At 60.3% G+C, this 24,457-nt stretch carries 26 protein-coding genes; all 26 read right to left on the reverse strand.

The annotated features are described in order from the left end of the window. A partial coding sequence (gene tatB / locus Q7T64_RS17530) for a Sec-independent protein translocase protein TatB (RefSeq protein ID WP_304798490.1) occupies positions 1-199 on the reverse strand: 199 nt, incomplete at its 3' end. Positions 200-268: 69 nt separating this feature from the next. Beyond that, positions 269-499, reverse strand: coding sequence for a Sec-independent protein translocase subunit TatA (gene tatA / locus Q7T64_RS17535; RefSeq protein ID WP_304798493.1), 231 nt, complete (start codon positions 497-499; stop codon positions 269-271). Between the two features lie 49 nt (positions 500-548). Next, positions 549-920, reverse strand: a complete 372-nt coding sequence (locus tag Q7T64_RS17540) for a histidine triad nucleotide-binding protein (protein WP_304798565.1) — start codon at positions 918-920, stop codon at positions 549-551. A 2-nt stretch (positions 921-922) separates the two neighbouring features. Beyond that, positions 923-1,306: a phosphoribosyl-ATP diphosphatase gene (locus tag Q7T64_RS17545; protein WP_304798497.1), complete on the reverse strand. Its 384-nt coding sequence runs from the start codon at positions 1,304-1,306 to the stop codon at positions 923-925. Between the two features lie 13 nt (positions 1,307-1,319). Next, positions 1,320-1,727, reverse strand: coding sequence for a phosphoribosyl-AMP cyclohydrolase (gene hisI, locus Q7T64_RS17550; protein WP_304798501.1), 408 nt, complete (start codon positions 1,725-1,727; stop codon positions 1,320-1,322). Next, entirely contained in the window at positions 1,724-2,488 is a 765-nt protein-coding gene (hisF, locus tag Q7T64_RS17555) for an imidazole glycerol phosphate synthase subunit HisF (protein ID WP_304798504.1), read from the reverse strand. Before hisF ends, hisI begins: the two co-directional genes overlap by 4 nt. Then, positions 2,485-3,276, reverse strand: coding sequence for a 1-(5-phosphoribosyl)-5-[(5-phosphoribosylamino)methylideneamino]imidazole-4-carboxamide isomerase (gene hisA / locus Q7T64_RS17560; protein ID WP_304798507.1), 792 nt, complete (start codon positions 3,274-3,276; stop codon positions 2,485-2,487). Before hisA ends, hisF begins: the two co-directional genes overlap by 4 nt. Before the next feature lie 89 nt (positions 3,277-3,365). Then, the gene (hisH, locus tag Q7T64_RS17565) at positions 3,366-4,004 is read right to left on the reverse strand and encodes an imidazole glycerol phosphate synthase subunit HisH (RefSeq protein WP_304798510.1); all 639 of its coding nucleotides are present in this window, start codon (positions 4,002-4,004) and stop codon (positions 3,366-3,368) included. Between the two features lie 35 nt (positions 4,005-4,039). Continuing rightward, positions 4,040-4,636, reverse strand: coding sequence for an imidazoleglycerol-phosphate dehydratase HisB (gene hisB, locus Q7T64_RS17570; RefSeq protein WP_304798513.1), 597 nt, complete (start codon positions 4,634-4,636; stop codon positions 4,040-4,042). Between the two features lie 12 nt (positions 4,637-4,648). Beyond that, positions 4,649-5,725 carry a histidinol-phosphate transaminase gene (gene hisC, locus Q7T64_RS17575; RefSeq protein WP_304798516.1) on the reverse strand — a complete coding sequence of 359 codons (1,077 nt, stop codon included), beginning with the start codon at positions 5,723-5,725 and terminating at the stop codon, positions 4,649-4,651. Positions 5,726-5,750: 25 nt separating this feature from the next. Continuing rightward, a complete protein-coding gene (locus tag Q7T64_RS17580; protein WP_370653366.1) occupies positions 5,751-6,569 on the reverse strand; it encodes a site-specific DNA-methyltransferase in 819 nt (272 codons plus the stop codon). Next, the gene (hisD, locus tag Q7T64_RS17585; RefSeq protein ID WP_304798522.1) at positions 6,566-7,888 is read right to left on the reverse strand and encodes a histidinol dehydrogenase; all 1,323 of its coding nucleotides are present in this window, start codon (positions 7,886-7,888) and stop codon (positions 6,566-6,568) included. The genes Q7T64_RS17580 and hisD overlap by 4 nt, the downstream gene beginning before the upstream one ends. Before the next feature lie 4 nt (positions 7,889-7,892). Beyond that, the gene (gene hisG, locus Q7T64_RS17590; RefSeq protein WP_304798525.1) at positions 7,893-8,546 is read right to left on the reverse strand and encodes an ATP phosphoribosyltransferase; all 654 of its coding nucleotides are present in this window, start codon (positions 8,544-8,546) and stop codon (positions 7,893-7,895) included. Then, complete coding sequence (murA, locus tag Q7T64_RS17595) at positions 8,543-9,796, reverse strand: UDP-N-acetylglucosamine 1-carboxyvinyltransferase (RefSeq protein WP_304798528.1); 1,254 nt, start codon at positions 9,794-9,796, stop codon at positions 8,543-8,545. Before murA ends, hisG begins: the two co-directional genes overlap by 4 nt. After that, entirely contained in the window at positions 9,789-10,031 is a 243-nt protein-coding gene (locus Q7T64_RS17600; protein WP_304798531.1) for a BolA family protein, read from the reverse strand. Before Q7T64_RS17600 ends, murA begins: the two co-directional genes overlap by 8 nt. Before the next feature lie 50 nt (positions 10,032-10,081). Beyond that, complete coding sequence (locus Q7T64_RS17605; RefSeq protein ID WP_304798534.1) at positions 10,082-10,840, reverse strand: ABC transporter permease; 759 nt, start codon at positions 10,838-10,840, stop codon at positions 10,082-10,084. Beyond that, complete coding sequence (locus tag Q7T64_RS17610; protein WP_304798537.1) at positions 10,837-11,748, reverse strand: ABC transporter ATP-binding protein; 912 nt, start codon at positions 11,746-11,748, stop codon at positions 10,837-10,839. The genes Q7T64_RS17605 and Q7T64_RS17610 overlap by 4 nt, the downstream gene beginning before the upstream one ends. Before the next feature lie 153 nt (positions 11,749-11,901). Continuing rightward, on the reverse strand, positions 11,902-12,159 hold the full coding sequence (locus tag Q7T64_RS17615) for a lipid asymmetry maintenance protein MlaB (protein WP_304798540.1): 258 nt from the start codon (positions 12,157-12,159) through the stop codon (positions 11,902-11,904). 6 nt (positions 12,160-12,165) lie between these two features. After that, complete coding sequence (locus tag Q7T64_RS17620; protein ID WP_304798543.1) at positions 12,166-12,819, reverse strand: phospholipid-binding protein MlaC; 654 nt, start codon at positions 12,817-12,819, stop codon at positions 12,166-12,168. A 67-nt stretch (positions 12,820-12,886) separates the two neighbouring features. Continuing rightward, on the reverse strand, positions 12,887-13,756 hold the full coding sequence (locus Q7T64_RS17625) for a VacJ family lipoprotein (RefSeq protein WP_370653367.1): 870 nt from the start codon (positions 13,754-13,756) through the stop codon (positions 12,887-12,889). Beyond that, the gene (mlaD, locus tag Q7T64_RS17630; RefSeq protein ID WP_304798546.1) at positions 13,753-14,226 is read right to left on the reverse strand and encodes an outer membrane lipid asymmetry maintenance protein MlaD; all 474 of its coding nucleotides are present in this window, start codon (positions 14,224-14,226) and stop codon (positions 13,753-13,755) included. Before mlaD ends, Q7T64_RS17625 begins: the two co-directional genes overlap by 4 nt. A gap of 22 nt (positions 14,227-14,248) precedes the next feature. Then, entirely contained in the window at positions 14,249-15,031 is a 783-nt protein-coding gene (gene mlaE, locus Q7T64_RS17635) for a lipid asymmetry maintenance ABC transporter permease subunit MlaE (RefSeq protein WP_304798549.1), read from the reverse strand. Further along, on the reverse strand, positions 15,028-15,843 hold the full coding sequence (locus tag Q7T64_RS17640) for an ABC transporter ATP-binding protein (protein ID WP_304798552.1): 816 nt from the start codon (positions 15,841-15,843) through the stop codon (positions 15,028-15,030). Before Q7T64_RS17640 ends, mlaE begins: the two co-directional genes overlap by 4 nt. Before the next feature lie 144 nt (positions 15,844-15,987). Continuing rightward, complete coding sequence (locus Q7T64_RS17645) at positions 15,988-18,090, reverse strand: HlyD family efflux transporter periplasmic adaptor subunit (RefSeq protein WP_304798555.1); 2,103 nt, start codon at positions 18,088-18,090, stop codon at positions 15,988-15,990. Beyond that, a complete protein-coding gene (locus Q7T64_RS17650) occupies positions 18,091-19,527 on the reverse strand; it encodes an efflux RND transporter periplasmic adaptor subunit (RefSeq protein ID WP_304798558.1) in 1,437 nt (478 codons plus the stop codon). Then, on the reverse strand, positions 19,524-24,457 hold a 4,934-nt coding region (locus tag Q7T64_RS17655), incomplete at its 5' end, for a VCBS domain-containing protein (protein WP_304798562.1). The genes Q7T64_RS17650 and Q7T64_RS17655, both read right to left, overlap by 4 nt.

A 24,457-nucleotide genomic window follows, 5' to 3' on the forward strand; every position in this document is an offset into this window, starting at 1 on the left:
GGACGTCGCTTTGCATCATGCGCAGTTCGTCCAGCTCTAATTCGCGGCTGACTTCGGATTTCACATCGTTGATGTAACGCTGTGCGCGCCCGAACAGGGACCCGGCCATGCGGGCTACCTTGGGCAGCTTTTCTGGACCGATGACAACCAGCGCAACCGCGCCGATCAGCGCGATTTTGGTAAGACCGAGATCGATCATGTATGGGAACGGTCAGGACGGGTTGCGCGGGATGGCAACCCTTGGAAAGCCCCGGTCAGGAGGCATCGGTCAGATCTTATTTTTTTCTTTTGCGTCGACGTCAATCGTGGCCTTGCTGTCAGCAACTTGCGATGCCGGCGCTTGCCCGGATTTTTCTTCCTCGCTGCCCTTGACGCCATCCTTGAAGCCCTTGACTGCCTTGCCAAGGTCGGAACCCATGTTGCCGATCTTTTTCGTGCCGAATATCAGCATGATGATGACCAGAACGATCAACCAGTGCCAAACACTAAATGAACCCATCATCTTCTCCTAGGGACCTTGTCCCGGTTACCACGCAGCATCGGGCGCGTCAGCGCTGCCCGCGCCACGGTCTTGGTCCACCCATGACGTGCAGATGAAGATGGTACACCTCCTGTCCGCCGTCGGGTCCTGTATTGAACTGCGTCTTGAAACCGCCGCTGCCCTTTCCTGCGCCATCGCCCTCGTAGCCGCAACCCAACTCCGCGGCCAGCCGTGGCGCCAACACCATCATTCTACCCAACATTGCCGCATGCTTCTCGTTGCATTCGCTCAGCGTGGCGATATGTTGCTTCGGTACGATCAGGATATGCACCGGCGATGCCGGATTGATATCGTGGAAGGCAATCAGCTCCTCGTCTTCGTAGACGCTCTTCGACGGAATCTGTTTCGCGGCGATCTTGCAAAAAATGCAGTTGTCCATGCTCATCCCCGATCCTGTGGGTCCCGGCGTTCTGCCTGCTCGCGCTGTTCGAGCTTGCGCGCTGCTTTTTCTTCAATGCCTGAAATGCCTTCGCGGCGCGCCAGTTCATCCAGCACCTGTTGCGGCGTCAGGCCAAACTGCGCCAGCATGATGAGCGAGTGGAACCACAGGTCCGCGCACTCATAGAGCACGGCGTCGGTGCTGCCGCCTGCGCGCGCATCCTTGGCGGCCATCACGGCTTCAGTGGCTTCCTCGCCGATTTTCTTGAGGATGGCGTCATCGCCCTTGGAAAACAAGCGGGCAACATAGGATTTTTCCGGATCGCCGCCATTGGCCAGTTTGCGCGACTCGATGATTTCGGCCAGGCGGTTGAGGGTATCGCTCATTGGATTGGGACGCTTATTTTTTATAGATGTTCTCGGGGTCCTTCAGGACCGGGTCAACCGCTGTCCACTCACCCTTCTGATGGTCGCCTGAAAATTGCTGGAAGAAACAGGAATGGCGACCGGTATGACAGGCAATATCGCCAACTTGTTCGACCTTCAGCAGCACCACGTCCTCGTCGCAGTCGAGGCGAATTTCATGCACTTTCTGGATATGCCCGGATTCCTCGCCCTTGTGCCAGAGTTTCTTGCGCGAGCGGCTCCAATATACCGCCTCACCCGATTCGACCGTGCGCGACAGCGCGTCCCGGTTCATCCAGGCAAACATCAGCACATGATTGGAGCCGACCTCCTGCGCAATGACAGGTACCAGGCCGTGCTCGTCCCACTTGACCTTGTTGAGCCATTTTGCCTTGGCGCTCATGTCAGCCTCATCGGGATATGCTGGGCCGCCATGAAGCGTTTGGCCTCGCCGACAGTGTGCTCGCCGTAGTGGAAGATACTGGCCGCAAGCACCGCATCGGCATGCCCTTTGACGATGCCGTCGGCCAGGTCCTGCAGGCCACCGACGCCGCCGGAGGCGATCACGGGCACATTGACCGCGTCGGAAACGGCGCGCGTCAGCGCCAGGTCAAAGCCAGACCGGGTGCCGTCACGATCCATGCTGGTGAGCAGGATCTCGCCGGCGCCGAGTTGCTCCATCTTGCGCGCCCACTCTACCGCGTCGAGTCCGGTCGCCCGCCGTCCGCCATGCGTGAACACTTCCCAGCGGCCTTCGCCGGAGCGCTTGGCGTCGATCGCCACGACGATGCATTGCGAGCCGTGCTTCTGGGCTGCTTCAAACACAAGTTGCGGATTGGTAACGGCAGACGTATTGATGCTGACCTTGTCCGCGCCCGCATTGAGCAGGCGCCGCACGTCTTCGACCGCACGCACGCCGCCGCCCACGGTCAGCGGTATGAATACCTGGGACGCGACGTCTTCAATGATGTGCAGAATCAGGTCGCGGTCGTCGGACGAGGCCGTGATGTCGAGGAAGGTGATCTCGTCGGCACCCTGCTCATCGTAACGGCGGGCAATCTCGACCGGATCGCCAGCGTCCCGCAATTCAACGAAGTTGATCCCCTTGACGACCCTGCCTGCTGTCACGTCCAGACAGGGGATGATGCGTTTTGCCAGTGTCATAGGTCGTCTGTTTCCGGCTCGACGAAACCGGACAATTCATCGGCGCGCTTCTGCGCCGAACGCAGGTCGAGCGTGCCTTCGTAGATCGAGCGGCCGCAGATCACGCCTTCAATCCCTTCGTCCTGCACGGCGCACAGCGCTTCGACATCCTGGATGCCGTGCACGCCGCCGGACGCAATCACCGGGATCGTCATGCTCTGGGCGAGCTTGACGGTGGCTTCGATGTTGACGCCGCCCATCATGCCGTCGCGGCCGATGTCGGTGTAGACGATCGCTTCACAGCCATAGTCCTCGAACTTGCGCGCCAGGTCGATCACTTCATGGCCGGACAATTTGCTCCAGCCATCGGTTGCCACCTTGCCATCCCTGGCGTCCAGGCCGACGATGATCTGCCCCGGGAACGCACTGCACGCATCATGCAGGAAGCCGGGGCTCTTGACGGCCGCGGTGCCGATGATGATGTAGGACAGGCCGCCATCGAGATAACGTTCGATGGTGTCGAGGTCGCGGATGCCACCACCGAGCTGTACCGGGATTTCGCCGACATCGTGCTCGTCAGCAAAATCGCGCACAGCCTGGATGATCGCCTTGACGGCGGCCTCGTTGCGCGGTTTGCCTGCGAACGCACCGTTGAGGTCGACCAGGTGCAAGCGTCGCGCGCCCTGCGCCAGCCAGTGCCGCGCCATCTGCGCCGGGTCTTCCGAAAACACGGTTGCCTGGTTCATGTCGCCTTGCTTCAGGCGTACGCAGTGACCGTCCTTGAGATCGATAGCAGGAATGAGCAGCATGGCAGCAGACGTTAGTGGTGGGAGTTAGGGAGATGGATGAACAATCTGGATATTCTCGAAATCGGCAATTGGATCGGCCTTGAATTGGATCAAGGATTCCAATGTACGAAATTTTTGTACAGTTGCAAACCCGCGCTGGCGCTTTTTTCAGGGTGGAACTGGGTGGCAAACAGGTTATCCCGTCCTACGGCGCTGGCAAATGCGGCGCCATAAACAGTTTCGCCAAATGTATGGGCCGCCCCGGCCGGTACCGCGTAGTAACTATGCACGAAATAAAAGTAGCTGTTGTCGGCGATGCCGTTCCAGAGCGGATGGGCGGCAGTTTGCCGCACGCAGTTCCAGCCCATTTGCGGCACCTTGTAACGCGAGCCGTCGGGCTGCAACTGGCCTTCGAGTTGGAAGCGCACGACCTTGCCGGGCAGCAGGCCGAGTCCGGGCGTGTCGCCTTCCTCGCTCCAGTCGAACAACATTTGCTCGCCAACGCAGACGCCGAAAAACGGCTTGCTGTTCGACGCCTCGATCAAGGCTTCTTCGACACCGGATTCGCGCAGGCTGCGCATGCAGTCGCGCATCGCACCCTGGCCGGGAAGGACGATCCGGTCGGCATGACGAATATCGTCTGCCTGGCCCGAAATGCGGATATCGGCTTCTGGCGCAACGTGACGCAGCGCTTGCGCGACCGAGCGCAAGTTACCCATGCCGTAATCGACGACTACAATTTTATTCATGACTGATCTGTCAGGCCTGGCAACATCGGTGCCGGCTATAGACTGCCCTTGGTGGAGGGAATGGTGCCGGCCGCGCGCGGATCCCGTTCAGCGGCCATGCGCAATGCCCGGCCAAACGCCTTGAATACGGTCTCGCACTGATGATGGGCATTCTCGCCGCGCAGGTTGTCCACATGCAGCGTAATCAATGCATGGTTGACGAAGCCCTGGAAGAATTCATGCGTCAGGTCGACATCGAAAGAACCGATCATCGAGCGCTTGAAAGGCACATGGAATTCCAGTCCGGGACGGCCGGAAAAATCGATCACCACGCGCGACAGCGCTTCGTCGAGCGGCACGTAGGCGTGGCCATAACGACGGATTCCGCTTTTGTCGCCGATTGCCTTGGCGACCGCCTGGCCCAGCGTAATGCCGACATCTTCCACCGTGTGGTGACCGTCGATATGCAGGTCGCCCTTTGCTTCGATGTCAATGTCGATCAGTCCATGGCGGGCGATCTGGTCGAGCATGTGGTCGAGGAAAGGCACCCCGGTATTCAGGCTCTGGCGTCCGGTGCCGTCGAGATTGATCGCGACCCTGATTTGCGTCTCGTTGGTGTTGCGGACAACTTCGGCAGTGCGTTGGGTAGACATGGTCAAGACCGTTCAGGGAGCCAGGGATGCCCGGAGGGCATCGAGGAAAAGCTGGTTTTCGTCAGGCGTACTTACCGTCACGCGCAGGCAGTTTGCCAGCAAAGGGTGCATTTTACCGACATTTTTGATCAATACCTTCCGATCCAGCAGCCGGGCGAACACGCCATCGCTGTCCTGCACCCGTATCAGCAGGAAATTGGCCGACGTGGGGAACACGGTCAGGCCCGGAATCGCCGTCAGCGCCGCCACCAGCACGGCCCGGTCCCGGCGCAGTAACGCAGCCTGCTGGTCGAGTACGTCGATGTGGTCGAGCAGGAACTCTGCAGTGGCTTCCGTGAGCACGTTGATATTGTACGGCGGGCGCACCTTGTCGAACTCAGCCAGCAAGGGAGCGCAGGCCGCCATGTAGCCCAGCCGGATGCCAGCCAGGCCAAGCTTGGATACGGTCCGCATCACGACCAGGTTGTCGCTTGCCGGCAAGCGGTCCATGAAGCTTGCCTGGGCAAAGGGCTGGTAGGCTTCATCGACGATCACGACGCCGTCATTGCCCACCGCCTCGATGATCGCCAGCATTTGCCCGGCGTCGAACAGGTTGGCGGTCGGATTGTTCGGATAAGCGAGATAAGTGACTGCGGGCTTGTGTTCACGTATCGCTGCCAGCATGGCCGGCAGGTCGAGCGAGAAATCGGGATTCAACGGTACGCCGACGAATTCCATGCCGGCAAACAGCGCCGACATCGCATACATGACAAATCCTGGCACCGGCGCCAGCACCTTGGCGCCGGGCCGGGCGCAGGCGACCGACACCATCGAAATCAATTCGTCCGAACCATTGCCCAACAGGACGTCGAAGCCGGGCGGCACGCCCAGATGGGTACAAATCTTTTGCTTCAACACCCGGTAAGTCGGGGTCGGATAGCGATTCAGGGCGACTTCGGCCAGGCGCTGGCCCAACTGCTGCGCCAGCGGGGCAGGCAGGCGATAGGGATTTTCCATCGCATCGAGCTTCAGGAAGCCGGCCGAGTCCGGCACATGGTAAGCCGCCAGGGCGCGCACTTCGGGACGGATGATTTTTTCGCTCAATGTCATTGCTTGTACTCGCTTGCTTGCTGGTTCATACATTCAGGCCAGATAGACGGGTATTGTCCGCTTCAGTCGCCTGCAGCGCGGCCAGGCGCTGCACGATCAGCTCGCAATAAGCCGGATTGAGTTCGAATCCGGCGAAATCGCGGCCCAATAAGCGTGCTGCCACCGCTGTTGTCCCGCTGCCCATGAACGGGTCCAGCACCAGCCCGCCGGGCGGACAGGACGCCTTGATCATCCGCTCGATGATCGCCAGCGGCTTCTGGGTCGGATGGTCCGCGCGTTCGCGATGCTCGCGATGCAGGCGTGACACGCTCCAGACGTCTTTCGGGTTGTAGCCAAACTCCAGCCATTTCGCACCGACAAAGATAGAGCGCGAACGCGCCTTCTTGGTTTGTGCGTCGTAGGGAATGCGCACGGCATCGAGATCGAAATAATGATCCTTTGCGCGCGCAAAAAACCCGATCGTGTCGTGTACCGACGAATACTTGCGGGTACCGCCACCCATCGACGGCACCCGTCGATCCCAGATAATTTCGTTCAACATTATCATGCGCTGCTTGAGCATGACGAAAACTTCGGGGGAATAGCGCCAGGTCAGGAAAATGTACAGGCTGCCATTGGGCTTGAGCTTGGGCAGTGCCAGGTCGATCCAGCGCGCCATCCAGTCCAGGTATTCCCCGGACGCCATCTTGTCGGAATCGTTGCCGTAGTCCTTGCCCAGCCCGTAGGGCGGATCGGCAATCAGCAGGTCGACCACGCCATCGGGCAGGCGCGCCAGGCCGCTTAACGCGTCTTCACACAGGACCTGGTTGCGCCAGCCATCAGGTGGCAGCGGTGCCATGCTCATTTCATGCGCAGCTCGGCCGAGCGGGCATGCGCCTGCAAGCCTTCGCCCAGCGCCAGCTCCGAGGCAATCCGTCCCAATGCCTGAGCGCCCGCCTCGCTGACCTCAATGATGCTGGAGCGCTTTTGAAAGTCATACACGCCCAGTGGCGACGAAAAGCGCGCCGTGCGCGAAGTCGGCAATACGTGGTTCGGGCCGGCGCAATAGTCGCCCAGCGATTCCGACGAAAAGCGGCCGAGGAACATGGCGCCGGCGTGGCGGATCTTGTCAGCCCAATGGCGCGGATCGCGGGTTGAAATTTCAAGGTGTTCGGGCGCGATGAAGTTGGCGATCTCGCAGGCTTCGTCGAGGTCGCGCACCAGCACCAGCGCGCCGCGATCGAGCAGCGAGGTGCGGATCACATCGGCGCGCGGCATGGTCGGCAGCAAGCGATCGATGCTGGCCTGGACCTTGTCGATGTAGCTGGCGTCCGGACACAGCAGGATGGATTGCGCCAGCTCGTCATGCTCGGCTTGCGAGAACAGGTCCATCGCAATCCAGTCGGGATCAGTGCTGCCGTCGCAAATCACCAGGATCTCGGACGGGCCGGCGATCATGTCGATGCCGACCGTGCCGAATACCCGCCGTTTGGCTGCGGCCACATAGGCGTTGCCCGGCCCGACGATCTTGTCCACCGCCGGCACGGTCTGCGTGCCGAAAGCCAGCGCACCCACCGCCTGTGCGCCGCCAATGGTGAATACGCGGTTCACACCGGCAAGGGCGGCCGCAGCAAGCACCAGCGGATTCTTCACGCCATGCGGCGTGGGCACCACCATGATGATCTGCTGGACGCCGGCAACGTGCGCCGGAATCGCATTCATCAGCACGGAAGAGGGATAGGCCGCCTTGCCGCCCGGCACATAAATGCCCACCCGGTCCAGCGGCGTGACTTTCTGCCCCAGCACGGTGCCATCGGCCTCGGTGTAGAGGAAGCCGTCGGAACCGCATTCGCTCCTTTGGCGCTGGTGGTAGCTGCGCACCCGATCGGCGGCGGCTTGCAGCGCGGTGCGGCGCGCCGGGTCAAGTTGCGCCAGCGCTGCCTGCAATTCTGCCTGCGGCAATTCGAGCTCGCCAAGCGTGCGTGCCGACAGGCCGTCGAACCGGTTTGTGTATTCCAATACGGCGGCGTCGCCGCGCGCCTTGACGTCACCGAGTATGTTCGCTGCGGCCCGGTCAATGGCTTCGTCGTCGCTGGCGTCGAACGCCAGCACGCTGGCCAGAAGCTCGCGAAAACCGGCCTTGGCGGAATCGAGCCGGCGAATGGGAATGGAGAGGTCGGGCATGGGCTTATTGCTTCGCTGCGGAGGCCCGCTCGAATGCCGCCAGTATTGGCGCCAGGCGCTCCCGTTTCATTTTCATGGCCGCCTGGTTCACCACCAGACGGGACGAAATCTGCATGATTTCTTCCACTTCGACCAGATTATTGGCGCGCAAGGTGCTGCCGGTGCTGACGACGTCGACAATCGCGTCGGACAGGCCCACCAGCGGCGCCAGCTCCATCGAGCCATACAGTTTGATCAGGTCGACATGCACGCCTTTGGCGGCAAAGTGCTGGCGCGCCGTCTCGGTGTACTTGGTGGCAACCCGCAACCGGGCGCCATGCCGCACGGCACGGGCGTAGTCGAAGCCGGCCGATACCGCGACCGACATGCGGCAACGGGCGATATTCAGGTCGATCGGCTGGTACAGGCCGCCACCGCCATGTTCGAGCAGGATGTCCTTGCCGGCCACGCCAAAATCGGCAGCGCCGTATTGTACGTAAGTCGGCACATCCGACGCCCGCACGATGATCACCCGCACATCGGGATCATTGGTTTGCAGGATCAGCTTGCGCGAGGTTTCCGGGTCTTCCGAAACGATGATGCCCGCGGCCCTCAGCAGCGGCATGGTTTCTTCGAAGATGCGTCCCTTGGACAGGGCAAGGGTCAGTTGCTGGCTCATGATTTCACTCGTTCGATCCGGGCGCCGACGCCCCGCAGCTTCAATTCCATCCCGTCATAACCGCGATCGAGGTGATAAATGCGATCCACCAGGGTTTCCCCTTGCGCGGCAAGCCCTGCAATCACCAGCGACGCCGAGGCCCGCAGGTCGGTCGCCATGACCGGCGCCCCGACCAGATGGTCCACGCCGTTGATAATTGCCGTATTGCCTTCAATGACGATTGCCGCGCCCAGGCGGTTCATTTCCTGCACGTGCATGAAACGGTTTTCGAAGATGGTCTCGGTCACGTGGCTGACGCCGTCGGCAATGCTGTTGACGGCCATGAACTGGGCCTGCATGTCGGTCGGGAAGCCCGGATATTCGGTAGTGCGGAAACTCACTGCCCGCGGGCGCGACGCCATTTGCACACGGATCCAGTCCGGTCCGCTGGTCAGCACGACGCCGGCTTCACGCAATTTGTCCAGCGCCACGTCGAGCAGGTCGCCGCGCGTGTTGCGCAGCGTGACATCGCCGCCGGCGGCAGCCACCGCGCACAGGAAAGTGCCGGTTTCGATGCGGTCGGCAACCACGGCATGGCTGGCGCCGTGTAGCCGCTCCACACCCTCCACCACCAGCCGGTCGGTTCCGATGCCGTCAATTTTTGCGCCCATCTTGACCAGCAGGTTTGCCAGGTCAGTGACTTCCGGTTCGCGCGCGGCGTTTTCCAGCGAGGTGCGCCCTTCTGCCAGCGTGGCTGCCATCAGCAGGTTTTCGGTGCCAGTGACGGTGATCATGTCGGTGACGATGCGCGCACCCTTGAGCCGCTTGGCACGGGCATGGATGTAGCCCGCTTCGATCGAGATCTCCGCGCCCATCGCCTGCAGCCCCTTGATGTGCTGGTCCACCGGACGCGAACCGATCGCGCAGCCGCCCGGCAGCGATACTTTGGCCTCGCCAAACCGCGCCAGCAGCGGGCCCAGCACCAGGATCGAGGCCCGCATGGTCTTGACCATTTCGTACGGCGCTTCGAGCTTGTCGATCGCACTGCCATTCAACACGACCCGCTCGCCATCCTGTGCCGCGCCCAGTCCCATCTGGCGCAGCAACTTGAGCATGGTGCTCACATCCTGCAGGCGCGGAACATTGCTCAGTTCGACTTCATCGCCGCTGAGCAAGCCCGCACAAAGGATGGGCAAGGCCGCATTCTTGGCGCCGGATATACGGATTTCACCGGACAGGCGGCTGCCGCCGGTGATCAACAGCTTATCCATTGCGCGCAAACTCCTCCGGAGTCAGGGTTTTCATCGACAGCGCATGCACTTCTTCGCGCATGCGGTCGCCCAGCGCAGCGTAGACCAACTGGTGGCGCTGGATCAGCCGCTTGCCGGTGAAGGCGTCGGAAACGATGACGGCGTTGAAATGCTGCCCGTCGCCTTCGACTTCGAGGTGGGTGCAGGCCAGGCCGGCGGCAATGTATTGGCGGACGAGTTCAGGAGTAGGCAGCACGATGAGGCTTTCGATTTCGAAATTCAGTGGAAGGAACCGGTTACGGCAGTTCAGTGGCGCAGCTTGTAGCCGCTGCGCAAGAGCTGGATCGCCAGCCCTGTCAATACGACGAAAAACACTGAAACGATCCCGAAGCTGATCAGGGGATTGACATCCGACTGGCCAAAAAAGCCATAACGGAATCCGTCAATCATATAAAAAAACGGGTTCGCATGCGACACCGCCAGCCAGAAAGGCGGCAACGAGTGTACCGAGTAGAACACACCGGCCAGGAAGGTGGCCGGCACGATCAGGAAATTCTGGAACGCCGCGAGCTGGTCGAACTTCTCGGCCCAGATGCCGGCGATCATGCCCATGGTGCCGAGGATTCCCGCCCCCAGTATGGCGAAAATTGCGATCCACCAAGGCGCCACGAAGCTGGGACTGCCGATCCAGATCATCGTGACAAGGAATACGCCCAGCCCGACTGCCAGGCCGCGTATCGCCGCGGCCAGCACATAGGCGCCGTAAAGCTCCCAATGCGATAGCGGCGGCAGCAACACGAACACCAGGTTACCGGTGACCTTGGACTGGATCAACGACGACGAGGAGTTGGCGAATGCATTTTGCAGCACACTCATCATGACCAGCCCCGGTACCAGGAATGACGTGTAGCTCACGCCCGGATAGACCTGGACGCGACCCTCCAGCACATGGCCGAAGATCATCAGGTACAGCATGGCAGTCACGATCGGCGCCGTCAGCGTCTGGGTCGCTACTTTCCAGAACCGCAGGACTTCCTTGTACAGCAACGTTTGAAAACCGGTCATTTCCCGCCTTCCATGATCTGGATGAACACATCTTCCAGGTCGGCCTGGTGAAGCTGCATGTCGCCGATTTCGGCGCCGGCCTCGCGCAGCGCGGCAAGGATCGGCTCCACTTCAGCGTATTCGTTGACGCGCAGGATGAATTTGTTGGCGTTTTCGCCCTCTTCAGGATGCGACACCAGCGCGCGCAGGGATGGCGGCAATTCGCCCCGGGACAGCGTCACTTCCAGCTGCGAGCCGGAAATGCGCCGGATCAGTGCGGCGGTCGTGTCGAGCGCGACCACCTTGCCGCTGCGCAGCATGGCGATCCGGTTGCACAGTGCCTGCGCCTCTTCCAGGTAATGCGTCGTCAACACCACCGTATGGCCTTCCTTGTTCAGGCGTGCGATGAACTTCCACAGCGTCTGGCGCAACTCGACGTCGACGCCGGCGGTCGGCTCGTCGAGCACGATCACGGGGGGCTTGTGCACCAGCGCCTGCGCCACCAGTACCCGCCGCTTCATGCCGCCAGAGAGCGCGCGCATATTGGTGTCGGCCTTGTTGGTCAGGTCGAGGTGATGCATGATTTCATCGATCCAGTCGCCATTGTTCTTGAGCCCGAAGTAACCGGACTGCATGCGCAACGTCTCGCGCACGGTGAAAAATGGATCGAACACCAGTTCCTGCGGCACCACGCCCAGGCTGCGCCGGGCATTGCGATAGTCGCTGACGACATCGTGGCCACGAACGCTGACCGTGCCCGCGTCTGCCCGGTTGAGCCCGGCAAGAATCGAAATCAGGGTCGTCTTGCCGGCGCCGTTGGGGCCGAGCAGGCCAAAGAACTCGCCTTCTTCAATGGCAAGGGACACGCCATCGAGCGCCTTGAGCGCACCGTAGCTTTTTTTTACGTCGGTAATCTGGATAGCCGCCATGATTGGCTGATTTACTTTCGGTGAGGTATCCGGCAGGCATGGCCAACCGCCCTTGGACTAACAGGGAAACCTGCCATTATAGAAGATTTGTTTGCGCCATCGCGCCGCTGGTTCGGCGCGGTCGAATTTGCCCGGACGCGGGCAGGTTCTCGCTCAGGCCTGGATCAGGTCGGAGACACCGTACAGATGCGCCAGGCTGGTCAGGCTGGAGGGGTGGTTCAGCGCAGAGAATTGCGCACCGCGTGCACGGGCGGCGCGCTGCCAGGCCAGCAACGCAGCCACGGCGGTGGAGTCCACCTCCGTCACTGCAGCCAGGTCAAACACGGTTTCACCTGATTCGACTGCACGCATGCCCGCTTCCAGCACCTCGCGGGCATGGGCAATGGTCAGTAAAGGGCCGGGTTGATACATGACCGCTCAGGATGCCTGCCGCGATGCGACGCGCGCCTTGCCGCTATTGGCACGCAATTTTGCATTGCGCTCGGCCAGCACCTTGATCAGGCCATCAATACCGCTCTTGCCGATTTCGGAGGAGAAGTTGCCCTTGTAGGTTTCTACCAGCCAGGCGCCGAGCACGTTGACGTCATAAATCTTCCAGCCGGCCGGCGTTTTCTCAAGCCGGTAGTTCAACTGGATCGGCTCGCCGCGCGCTTGCTGCACTTCGGAGCGGACTTCAACCTCAGTATCTGCCGGCGCTGCGCGCATTGGCTTGAAAACCAATTCCTGGTCGCGCACCTGGGAGATCGCACCTGAATAGGTGTGGATCAGCAGGTCACGGAACTCCTTGGTCAGTTGCTGTTGCTGTTGCGGCGTGGCTTGACGCCAGTAACGTCCGGCTGCCAGTGCGGTCATGTGCTGGAAGTCGACGTGGGGAATGATTTTTTCCTCAACCAGTGCCAGCACGCGCTGCTGGTTGCCGCCCTGGATCTGCTTGTCTGCCTTGGCCGTATTGACCACTTCCTCACTGATGCGCTTGACGAGGACGTCAGGCGCTTCTTGCGCCTGCGCAGCAGCTGGCAGCAGGGCGAAGGCGACAAATATCGGAGCTAGTATTTTTGCAAGTAATTTCATTTGTAAAACCTTTGAGCGGGCCGGCGAAGGATCACCTCACCAAGCCACAAAAATAATCAAAATGACATCAGGACGGCGGTTGCCGTGACTGTTCATTCTGTATCACTGCGCGGGAATAGCGCAGGCGGATACCCTCAGCGACGACAGGCGGCATCAACACCGATTCGACGATGACGGACTGCCGGGGTTCCGGGTGTAGCAATGATGAAACCGGTGTTACCGGCTGTTTCGACACTGGTTCTTCCCTGGGCATTGCCGATGCAGCACCTTCGTTGATCTTGCTGGCACGACGCTGCAAGAAGCCGTCGCGGACAAACTCGTAGGGGTCCAGCGCAGCCTCTTCGATCAGGTTGACCGCATCCAGCACGCCAGCGCGCAGGTCAACCACGCGCAATACCCGGCCGGTGTTGCGCTGCCATACCGGCGTCACCTCACCCCAGATATCTGCCTTCATGTCTAGCGGCAGCGCCACGGTGTCGCGCAAGGTCGACGGGCCGAAAAACGGCAACACGACATAGGGCCCGGAACCGACGCCCCACACACCCAGCGTGGCGCCGAAATCCTGCTTGTGCTTTGGCATGCCCGCTTCGGAAGCAATATCAAGCACACCACCCAGGCCGAGCACCGTATTGACAGCAACCCGCATCACGTCCGAAACACCGTGACCGATCTTTCCCTGGAGCAGGTTATTCACCGCAGTCCAGACATCGCCCAGGTTTCCAAAGAAATTGTAGACGCCGGTCTGCACGAAGGATGGGACGGTATCCCGGTAAACTTCGGCGGTCGGCTTCAGCGCATAGCGGTCAACCTTATCGTTGACACTGTACATCGCCCGGTTGAATCCTTCGAATGGATCGCGTGGATCCTTGCCGATGGCGCAACCGGCCAACATGGCCGCCAGCCCAATTGCGACAATGCGATTAGTCAGTGAATTCACTTCTTCACCTCCCCGCCTTCGGCTGCCTTGCTGAACAGGAATTGGCTGATCAGGTTTTCAAGGACGATCGCCGACTGCGTCATCTTGATGCGGTCGCCGGTTGCCAGGAGTGCCGTATCACCGCCCGGCTCCAGGCCGATGTATTGCTCACCCAGCAAACCCGATGTCAGGATTTTGGCCGAGCTGTCTTTCGGGAATTTGTAGGTCGACTGCAGGTTCATGGTGACCTGGGCCTGGAAAGCCTTGTCGTCGAACCGGATTTCGTCGACCCGGCCAACCACCACACCGGCGCTCTTGATCGGCGCCCGTGGCTTCAAGCCACCGATGTTATCAAAACGGGCGACGACCGAGTAGGTCTTGTCAAAGCTGAGCGAACTCATGTTGCCGGCCTTCAGCGCCAGGAACAGCAAGGCAGCCGCGCCCAGCACCACGAAAAGGCCAACCCACAGATCAATCGATTTACGTTGCATGATGCATGTCCAGGAATGGCGACTACTGATTGAACATCAGTGCAGTCAACAGGAAGTCAAGGCCCAGAACGGTCAGGGAGCCAATGACTACGGTGCGCGTCGTTGCGCGGGAAACGCCTTCCGGCGTCGGTTTTGCTTCATAACCCTGATACAGCGCGATGAAGGTAACGGCAATGCCAAACACCAGGCTCTTGAGTACGCCATTGCCGATGTCTTTCCAGACATCCACGCCGTCTTGCATCTGCGACCAGAAAGCGCCGGAATCCACGCCGATCAATTGTACGCCGACGACGTAACCCCCAAAGATGCCGACTGCGCTGAATATGGCAGCAAGGACCGGCATGGCAATCACGCCAGCCCAGAACCGCGGGGCAAGCACGCGCTGTATGGGATCCACCGCCATCATTTCCATTGCGGCGAGCTGCTCGCCGGCCTTCATCAGGCCGATTTCCGCAGTCAGGGAGGTGCCGGCCCGACCGGCAAACAGCAATGCTGTCACGACCGGGCCGAGTTCGCGCGTCAGCGACAAGGCGACCAGCAGGCCAAGTGCCTGCTCCGAACCGTAACGATTGAGCGTGTAATACCCCTGCAATCCTAGTACGAAACCGACGAACAGGCCGGACACGGCAATGATCACCAGCGAATGGTTGCCAATGAAATGGACCTGGGTCGAAACCAGGCCCGGCCTCCGCAGCAGTCCGCCCGATGCCCGCAGGACGGCGAAAAACGTGCGGGTGCCATATCCGAGGCTTGCCACGAATTCACGCAAGGAACTCCCAAGCCAGGTCAGGAAACGCGCGATCATTGCGACGACTCCGACTCCGCAGACAGCGCCAGGTCTTGCGCCATCGACCGGCCCGGATAGTGGAACTGAACCGGCCCATCTGGCTGCGCATGGACGAATTGCCGCACATAAGGGTCGTCGGACGCGGTCATGGCAGCCGGCGTACCTTCGGCTACGATCTTGCCCTGCGACAGGAAATAGACGTAATCCGCGATCAGGAACGACTCATGCACATCGTGCGACACCAGGATGGAAGTCGAGCCCAGTGCGTCATTGAGTTGCCGGATCAGCTTGGCGCTCATGCCCATTGAGATCGGGTCCAGTCCTGCGAAGGGCTCGTCGTACATGATCAGTTCGGGATCGAGCGCAATGGCACGCGCCAGCGCTACCCGTCGTGCCATACCGCCCGATATTTCGCTCGGCATCAGTTGCGCAGCGTTGCGCAAGCCGACTGCCTCAAGCTTCATCAACACCAGGTCACGAATCATGCTTTCCGGCAAGTCCCCGTGCTCGCGCAGTGGAAAAGCGACATTCTCGAAAACCGACAGGTCGGTGAACAGTGCGCCATGCTGGAACAGCACGCCCATCTTGCGGCGCATCTGATACAAGGTGTGCGCATCATCGGTGACCACGGCTTGGCCATTTACCGCAACCGTCCCCTTCGTTGCGCGCAATTGGCCGCCGATCAGCCGAAGGATCGTGGTCTTGCCTGATCCCGACCCACCCATGACGGCCACAACTTTTCCGCGTGGAAAGCTCATGGTCAGGCCGGACAGGATCAACCTGTCGCCATAGCCAAATTCTAGGTCGCGGATTTCAACGAGATTGGACACGAGAAATGAAATATTGCCAAAGGGGGCATTGTAGTTCAGAAAACAAAAGCGCTCCGGCGGCAAGCCGCCACGCCGCAGCGTAGCTGTACCATTTGAGCATCACATGTGCGGCTCAGATGAGCGACTCACATGCCGGAGAGCGACTCACATGCCGGACTCGCGCACGACAATCGCCAGTGCATTGCGGATGTAGCGCCAGCCAGGCACTTCCCAGGTACCGTTGATGGCAACCCTGCCGCGCCATGCTTGCGCCGACAACGAGGTGGGATCATCTTCGACGGCCAAAGTAACCCGGTACATGGCCTGCTCGGGGATGACCTGGTTGTTTTTTTCGCGCACGATGACGTGGCCACCATGGATGGCGGCCAGCATCGCGTTGGGCAAGACCCGGGTCGCATCGGCGTCGACTCCGACCACCTTCAGGTGCAGCGAAGGGCCGGCGCCGCCGTCAGTGGAAAATCGGCCGGTGTCGCCCACTTTGACGCGCTTGACCTCTTCTTCGTCGAGATAAGTTTCCACAACCCAGCCGCCGCGCTTGACGAGGATGGCGATGCGTTCCTTGTTTCCGATCCATTGGCCGACGTGCAAATCAGGGTCGACATCGCGCACCACCCCCGGCCATGGCGCTTTGGGCGAGTACAGGGACAGTTCCTCGTCAACGCCGGCGAGCTCGGCCTCGGCGGTGGCCAGTTCAACCTGCATGCTTTGCAGTCGTACCCGGCTATCGGTATCGAGTCCGGCGGCGGCGGCCTGCCAGCGCAGACGTTCGACTTTTTCCTTGATGCCCTCGCGGCGCGATACCAGCTCCGGCGCAACAAGCTTCAGTATCTGGTCGCCGGCGGCGACGACGGTTCCCTCGGCCGGCGGGACCATTTCCAGGCGCGCAGCTTTGGGCGCGAAGATCGGCAAGGTGTCGCCGGGTTTTAAAATGCCGCTCACGCCCACACGACTGGGCCAGGGCACGAATGCCAGCACGACGATCAATCCGACAATGATGGCCGTGCGCCGCGACCGCGAGCGAACAGCGATGACGGGCCAGCGTAGTTTCCAGGCCATGATTTCCTGCTTCAAGGGTTTCAAGACGAACCAGCCAATTTCAATCACGAACAGCAAGATGCCGACAGCCTTCACAAAGAAGTGATAGACCAGCACGGCAATACCAAGGAACAGCGCGAGCCGGTAAATCCAGACGGCCCAGGCAAACAGGATCATCGCCACTTCCTTGCGGCGGGCAAAATGCTCTGGTTTGTCCTCGCGCAGGTCGAACAGCACCTCGCGCAAGTGCCAGCGCGCCATGGCAAAGCTGCGCTCATGCAGGTTTGGCATGTCCAGATAGTCGGAAAGGACGAAATAGCCGTCAAACCGCATGAAGGGACTGGCATTGATGGCAATCGTGGCAATCCAGCTTGCTGTCGCCAGGAAAAATGCAGATGAACGCAAGGCGCCATCGGGCAACAAGGCCCATGCCAGTGTGGCCCAGCTTGCAATCATCAATTCGGTGGCGATCCCCGCTGTCGCCACGCGCATGCGCTCCATGCGGTCAGTCAGCCGCCAGGTGTCATTGGTGTCGGTGTAGGCCATCGGCATCATGACCAGGAACGCCACACCCATGGCCGGCACCCGGCAACCGAATCGCTTGGCAGAAAACGCATGGCCCAACTCGTGGAACACCTTCACCGCTACCAGCGTTACGCCGTAGGAGAGCAAACCCGCCAGGTTGAAGGTATCCATCAGCGAGCTCGAAAAAACATCCCAGTTGCGCGCCACCTCGAACATGCCCACGCCAAATGCGACCAGCGTGGCCAGGAAAAATTTGCGGGAGAAAAAAAACTCGGCCAGCGGCAGCATCCGGCCCAGCCAACGATCGGGCCGCACCAGCGGAACCCGGAAAAACAGGTAGTGATGGATAAGCCAGTTGAATACCGTGCCCTGCATGGACGCCAGCCGGTCGGCCATCTTGCGCGCGTTATCGTCGCCGATGCGCTGCACCAGTTCGTTCTCGGTGATGAAAGTCTGCACCCGTTCGACGTCGGCCGCTTCGATATGCAGCGTGGTATCGGTATCGACCGCGTCGATGATTTCATTGACATCATCCAGCCACCAGCGCTGCAAGATCACAAGGGTCGTCCAATCGATCTTGTAATACCGGTTTCGAACCGGGTCGTGCAGCGTCCAGGCCGGCTGACCGTCTGGCAGGTTAGCGCCAGGCATCAGGTGGAGTTCTTCTCGCAGCGCGGGTAGCGCCATCTACAGCCCCAGTGTAGAGCGGATCGTCGCCAGTGGCCGGCGTACCAGCCAGTAGGCAAATGGCACGCGCTCTCCGTACAACTTGGCAGTTCCCTTCAATCCGACCCGGTGCTCGGTTGCATCTTCCAGCTGCGCCCTGACCCGATAGGCATAACTGCCGTCGGGCCGCTGTACCGCGTCATGCGAAACATAGCGCAGCGTCGCCTTGACCGGCGCCAGCGGACTCGCATTCAGGTACAGACTGGCCGACGCCCCCTCCTTGAGAGGAATCGCATCGCCCATTGCCACCCAGACTTCAATTTCCTTGTCTTCCGGGATAGCGATGCGCATGATGCGCTCACCCACCGCGACCGGACGGCCGATCCATTCGCTCGGATCATCGACCAGCACAATGCCATCCTGCGGGGACAGCACGCGGGCCCGGGTCAATTGCTCTTCCAGGTATTCGACTTCTGCACGCTTCTCGCGGATCTTGCCGGACAACAGCGCCATCTGTGCCTTGGAACGCACATCCGACAGCGCCTGCTGCGCGGTCTGGCGATATTCGGCTTCAGCCGTTGCCATGGTCTGGCGCCCGACTTCGAGCCGCGACTGGATCAGCGCTTCGTCAAAACTGAACAGCAACTGACCTTTTTTGACGATCTGGTTCGGACGCACTGCAAAGCTTTCAATCACGCCTTCGAGCGGGGCGCGAACCACCGCCGGCTTGGCGGGAACCAGTTCTCCAGGCGCCAGCACGCTCAGGCGCATCGGGTAAAACAACAGGCCGAGCACGATGACGGTAATCCAGAGCGGACGGCTTTTCCACCATCCCCGCGCGCCATCTTCCGGCCGCAAGAAGCTCGCTACCCGGGCTTTCCAGATACGCAACGAAAACAAGGGCGGCTTGAAACGCGCCTGCCAGGCATGGTTCCAGACATCCATCCATTCCACCAACAGCGAGCCTTCCTGCTCGGTCCACGACAAATCGCGCACCAGCAGCAAGGCACCGCGCGCGCTGCCCTTGACATGACGGTCTGCAGCCAGCGGCAACCACATCGCATGCTCCGGCAACCATTCGTCCCAATCCGCCGCCAGGTCTTCAGGCAGATCGGACTTGTCGAACGCATGCGGCCGCTTGCCCTCCACATTCACGTGCCGGAACACCCGTTCCAACCATTGTGCATAGGGCGCATTGGCTTCGATCTGGACGACGCCGGAAAGCGAGCGCAAGCCGACATCCTCCGACCACAAAGCAGCCTGCCGATACGGCGCCAGCGCATGGGTGTCGTTGACTGCCATGAACGTGAGTTCAGCCATGTCGCGCGCATGACGGGCCCGCCGGGACAGGTCGAGCAGCGCCGCCAACGATCCATTTCCTGCATTGCCAACCGGCTGGGCGCGAACCGTCGCGGCAACTTCCGGCGCTACTTCGATGCTTGTTACCTGTTCAATCATGCCGGTGTTGCCGGATCACGGCTTCCTTTGTTCAGTGGTGGGGCCGACAGGGTTTGCGGCAAATCCTTGCCACCCTTGGCTGCCCCTTTTAACTGGTCCGAAAAACTCGGACGGCCGCCAATCTTAGCTTCAGGCTCGCCGATCTGGAAGCGGAACATGGTTCTTGCTTCGCGTCCGGCATTATCGTGCGCCGTCAACTTGATCTTTAGCTCGCCATTGAATTTTTCAGGTGGTACGAATTTGAAAACACCGCTGCGGCTGTCAAATTGCAGCCACTTCGGCAGCGGACTTCCATCAGCCAACTCCGCTGTCAATTCCACCCATGCATCGGATTTCGTGTGCACGAACGCATCTGGCGGAATACCAAAGCTGCCCGGCACCCCACGCTCGCTGAATTGATCGCCAACGCCGCGGAACACGGTCAGGTTGGCTTCGTGCGCAGACAGAACCATCGCCTGCCAACCGATGTTCATCGTGTAATGCGGGTCTCCGCTTCCTTCCCGACGGCCCCAATCCGAGAAGTTGAAGCGCTCCCATCCACCGGCGCCGCGAGATTCCAGGCCGGTCTGGGTTGAGAACGCGATCTCGGAAGGCCGCAGCATGGAATCGAATGCCTGCACCGGCTGGAGATCGGGAATAAACGGCAAGGCGATATCGACGCGGAACGCAATCGGCGCCACCGTTGCGTCGATCACGACTGGCGCCAATATTGGCGCATCTACCGGAGTCGGCGTCCCGGGAGCTCGCTGTGTCGACTGGATCAACGCAAAGACACCCGGGTCGACGATCGCTCCGATCGCCTGGTTATCGTCACCACGCTGGTTGTCGACAAAGTAGAGCTCGACGTAGCTCAGCCCGACGGCCGCCAACTCCTCGGTGCTGAGCGATTTGATGTCCGTGATCTCGTTGCCATTGGCATCGAAATATTTGGCGCCGGTCTGCAGTTGCTGTCCATTGACAACGACGCTTTGCAGGACGAAATCCTCGTAACGGACGATGATCTGGCTGCCGGTTGAATCCAGCACGAAATTACCGGCCGCGTCAGTCTCGAACACCGGCTTCAGGTAGCTGTTGATGATGGTGCCGGCAGGCAGCAGCACCTTGACCAATTGCTGCCGAGTGGAAAAGTCTGCTCTCAGTTCGGCTTCATAAGACTGCTTGAACGCCATGTAGTCGTTGTAGGCTTGCAGATTGGCTGCCTTGAGGTCCGCCAGTTGCGTTGGCGTCTCGATGACTTCCGGCGCCAGGGTGAACTGCAGGATGCCAAGCGGTGCTTCCAGGTTCTGCAGCGACAGGCCCAGCGATTGCTCCGCAGAGCCGACGTCCCCGAGCAACTTCTCGCCCAGTTCGCGCGAGACGCTGCCCACGCCGACTCCCTCGATCTTCATTGCCGAGGAAATCGTGGAGAGCAATGCCAGCTCTTGCGCCGAATTGCCGAACAAGTTCTGGAGCGCTGCATTCAACGCAACGTTCATCTCGTTGACAGAGTCGGTAATCACGGGACTCGCGTCCGTGGTTGCCGACAGCGACATGTAGCTGGTCGGATCCGATGGGTCGGAACGTACCGTCGGGAACGAGGCAACATTACTTTGCAGGTCGTCGGTAATGCCATCACTGTTCAGATCGCCAGCAAACAGTTCGGTGAAGTCATCAACGCCGTCGGTGTCACCATCCAATGAAATGCTTGCCGTGTAGTCGGCCTGGACTCCATTGGCGCTGGTGCGCACAGTGATATTGACGAACCCGCTGAAATTTGGCGGTGCCTCGACCTTCAGCATGGATCCGCTCAGCGTCGCCTTCAGGCCAGTCACGGGGTCCACGAATGGACCGCCGAACTGACCGTTCAAGCCGATCTGGAACGCAATCGGTGAGGCGCTCTCGTAGTTGAAATAGATCTTGCTGAGATCCACTTCCTTGACGCCGTCCGCCTTGACGCCGATATCGATATTGCCATCACCGACGCCTGGCTGCGCGCCTTCGACGAGGTTATCAAGTTGTACCGATACGTCCTTGCTGGTCACGCCACCGCGGCCATCGGCAACGTTCACCGTGAATGCGTAGACGTTGTCGCCAACCGTGGTTCCACCCAGGTCGGATGGACGCTCGAAGTCCAAAGCCTTGACCAGGGTAACCTCACCCTGCGCATTGATGGTGAACCGGCTGGCATCGGCACCTGTCAACGAGTAGCTCAGTGTCTCGTTGATGCCATTGGTGTTGTCGGCCAATGTGTCAGCGCCGTTCACGCTAAAGACCAGGTCGCCCGCTTTCGCGCCCTCGGACATCGAAATGGAAGCCGGCGCGGTCAGGGTCGGCGCAATATTCTGCAGAGGATCGGCGCCAGCGAGCGCCACGTTCATCGTGGTGGTCCCCACCGCACCCGAACGATCCTTTGCCGTGATCGTCAGCGCTACCGGGCTGGCCTCGCCATTAGTGTTGGTTACAGTCAGCTTGGAGCCGCTGATTGTGGCGGTGACGCCAGCTGCAGCCGATACGGTGTAAGTAAGCCTGCCGGCATCTTCGTGGTCAACGTCCTTGAAGACCGAACCCAGGTCCATGCTCATCGACTGGCCCTGGCCCAGGGTGACTGCCGGTATCGCGCTGCCAATCGGCGCATCGTTGACGTTGCGTACGCTGAACCACATTTCAGTGTTTCCGGTGCTTGTCATTCGCGCTGGATCGTCTCCGTATTCCACATGGAAGTCGAGCTTGTCGTAACGGATCGCATACTCGTTTTGCTTCGGCGTGAATTGCAGGTTCGAAATCTGGTCCAGGCTGATCCGCATTCCGGCGGTGATCGGGTTCAGATTGCCGTTTGCATCCTTCAACAGCGCCACGCCGATGCCAGGAACGCTATCGATAACGAACCACATGCTGCTGTCTGGAATGCTGACCCCTTGCTCATCGCTATTCGTAATGCGCAGTGCGAGATCGGATTTGCTGATGTGGGTGGTCGCATCTTCCGGCATCACGATGACGATTGGCGACACATCGATGAACAGCTGCACGGCCGTATCTACGCTCAGCTCGGCGACTGCAGAGGATCCTTCATTACCGGCCGCGTCCGTATAGGTCTTGTCGCCCACCGTAATCGTGACTGTCGCCGTCGTGTTCAAAGGCGGCGTATAGGTGGCGGTAAATACCTTCGGATCGCTGGTTGCCTGCAACGGGCCAAGGGCTCCCTCGCTGGCGCTGACATCATTGAGTTCGAATCCGCTCGGAACTTCGTTGAAGCTAAAGGTGAGCGTCGTCGTTTCGCCGACGGACAGCATAGGATTGCCGACCGCCACACCGACATCCGGCCCACTCATGTCCAGCGTGAAGCTCAGGCTGGATGATTCGCTGTTGCCATAGTTGTCGCTGTCGATGACCTGAACCGTGTATGTACCATCTTGCTGCGGCAAGATAAATTCGTTGGTAGCCGGCCCGCCATTGATGCGATACAGGCGGGTAAGGCCAGGCGCTGGATCACTGAAACGCAGCGAAGACTCCCTTGTTACCGTGTCGCCGCCGTTTGGCCCGGTATCCGTTACCAGCGCGATGTCAGGCTTGGCGACGCCCCGCACGTCAATGGTCACGGTGGCAGTTTCGCTGTCCGCCTTCCCGTCATTGGCCCGATAAGTGAATGTATCGGTGCCGAAATAACCCGCATCTGGCGTATAGGTGAAACTGCCGTCGCTGTTGAGCGAGACGGCGCCGTGTATTGGCCCCGACACCAACGCCGCTGCCAAAGTATCGCCATCCACATCGGAATCATTGCCCAGGACAGAATTTGCCACCGGCACGATCAGCGTCTGGTCGCGATTGGTCGCGTAGGAATCGCTGATCGCCCCAGCCACATCGTTCTTGCCATTGATGGTGAAGCTGATCTCCTTCGTGGTGCCATCAAGCGAGGTGATTGTGAAAGTCTCGACCTTCACCTGGCCTTCGGCCAAGGACTGCACCGCGCCATTCGCCACCGTGTAGGTGTAGCTGCCATCAGTAGCGAGTTGCAGCTGGCCAAGCGTGCCCGGTGCTGCACCGACCGTGGTCAGGAACGCGCCTTGACCTGCATCGATATCCGTCAGGCTGATCGTGCCGCTTGCAACCAGGTTATTAGCACTGTCTACGTTGGCATCTTCCTCGACTGTTGTCACATCAGGCGTGCCTATCCGCGCGCCATCGTTGATACCGACTATCGTGACGGTAATCATCCGGCTCGTGCCATCTGCGCTGGAAATGGTGAATGTCTCGCTCAGCGTTTCACCGGCCGGCAGTGACTGCACGGCTGTCGATTCGTTATTGAGCGTGTAGGCCCAAGCGCCAGTGGCACTGTCGAAATTGAAGGTTCCAAAAATCCCTGCGCTGGCCGCCGGCATGAACACGGACTCGCCGGCATCCGGATCGGATACGGTCAGGGTGCCGCCGGTGATTCCGTTGCCGTCTTCAGTTACCGAGCCGCTTGCCTGGCCAGTGATTTGCGACACATCGTTGGTGCCAAGGATATTGACCGCTACCGATAGCGTCGTGCCATCGACGCTCTTGACCGTGAATGTGTCGGTGTAGGTCTGGCCGGCAACGAACTCGTCATGGGCAGAGTCCATCGTATAGGACCACACGCCATTGGCGTCGATGCTGAACTTGCCGTAGCCGTTCGTACCGGCGACATCGCCCTGGACTTCGAAAGCGTTCGAGCTGTCAGGGTCAGTGGCTACCAGCGTGCCGCCCGTGGTCTGGGCGGTTGCGGCTTCGGTCAGCTCGGCACTCGCGGTACCGGTGATGACTGTCGCGTCGTCGGTGCCGATCATCGTCACCGTCAGCAACTGCGTCGTGCCGTCAGCGGTGGTGACCGTGATGCTGTCGGTGTAGGTCTGGCCAGCGACGAAGCTGTCGTGTGCCGAGTCCATCGTGTACGTCCACACACCTGCCGCGTCGATGCTGAACGTGCCGTAGC

Origin of the sequence: Lacisediminimonas sp. (assembly GCF_030645335.1) — a bacterium.
GTDB lineage: Bacteria > Pseudomonadota > Gammaproteobacteria > Burkholderiales > Burkholderiaceae_D > Lacisediminimonas.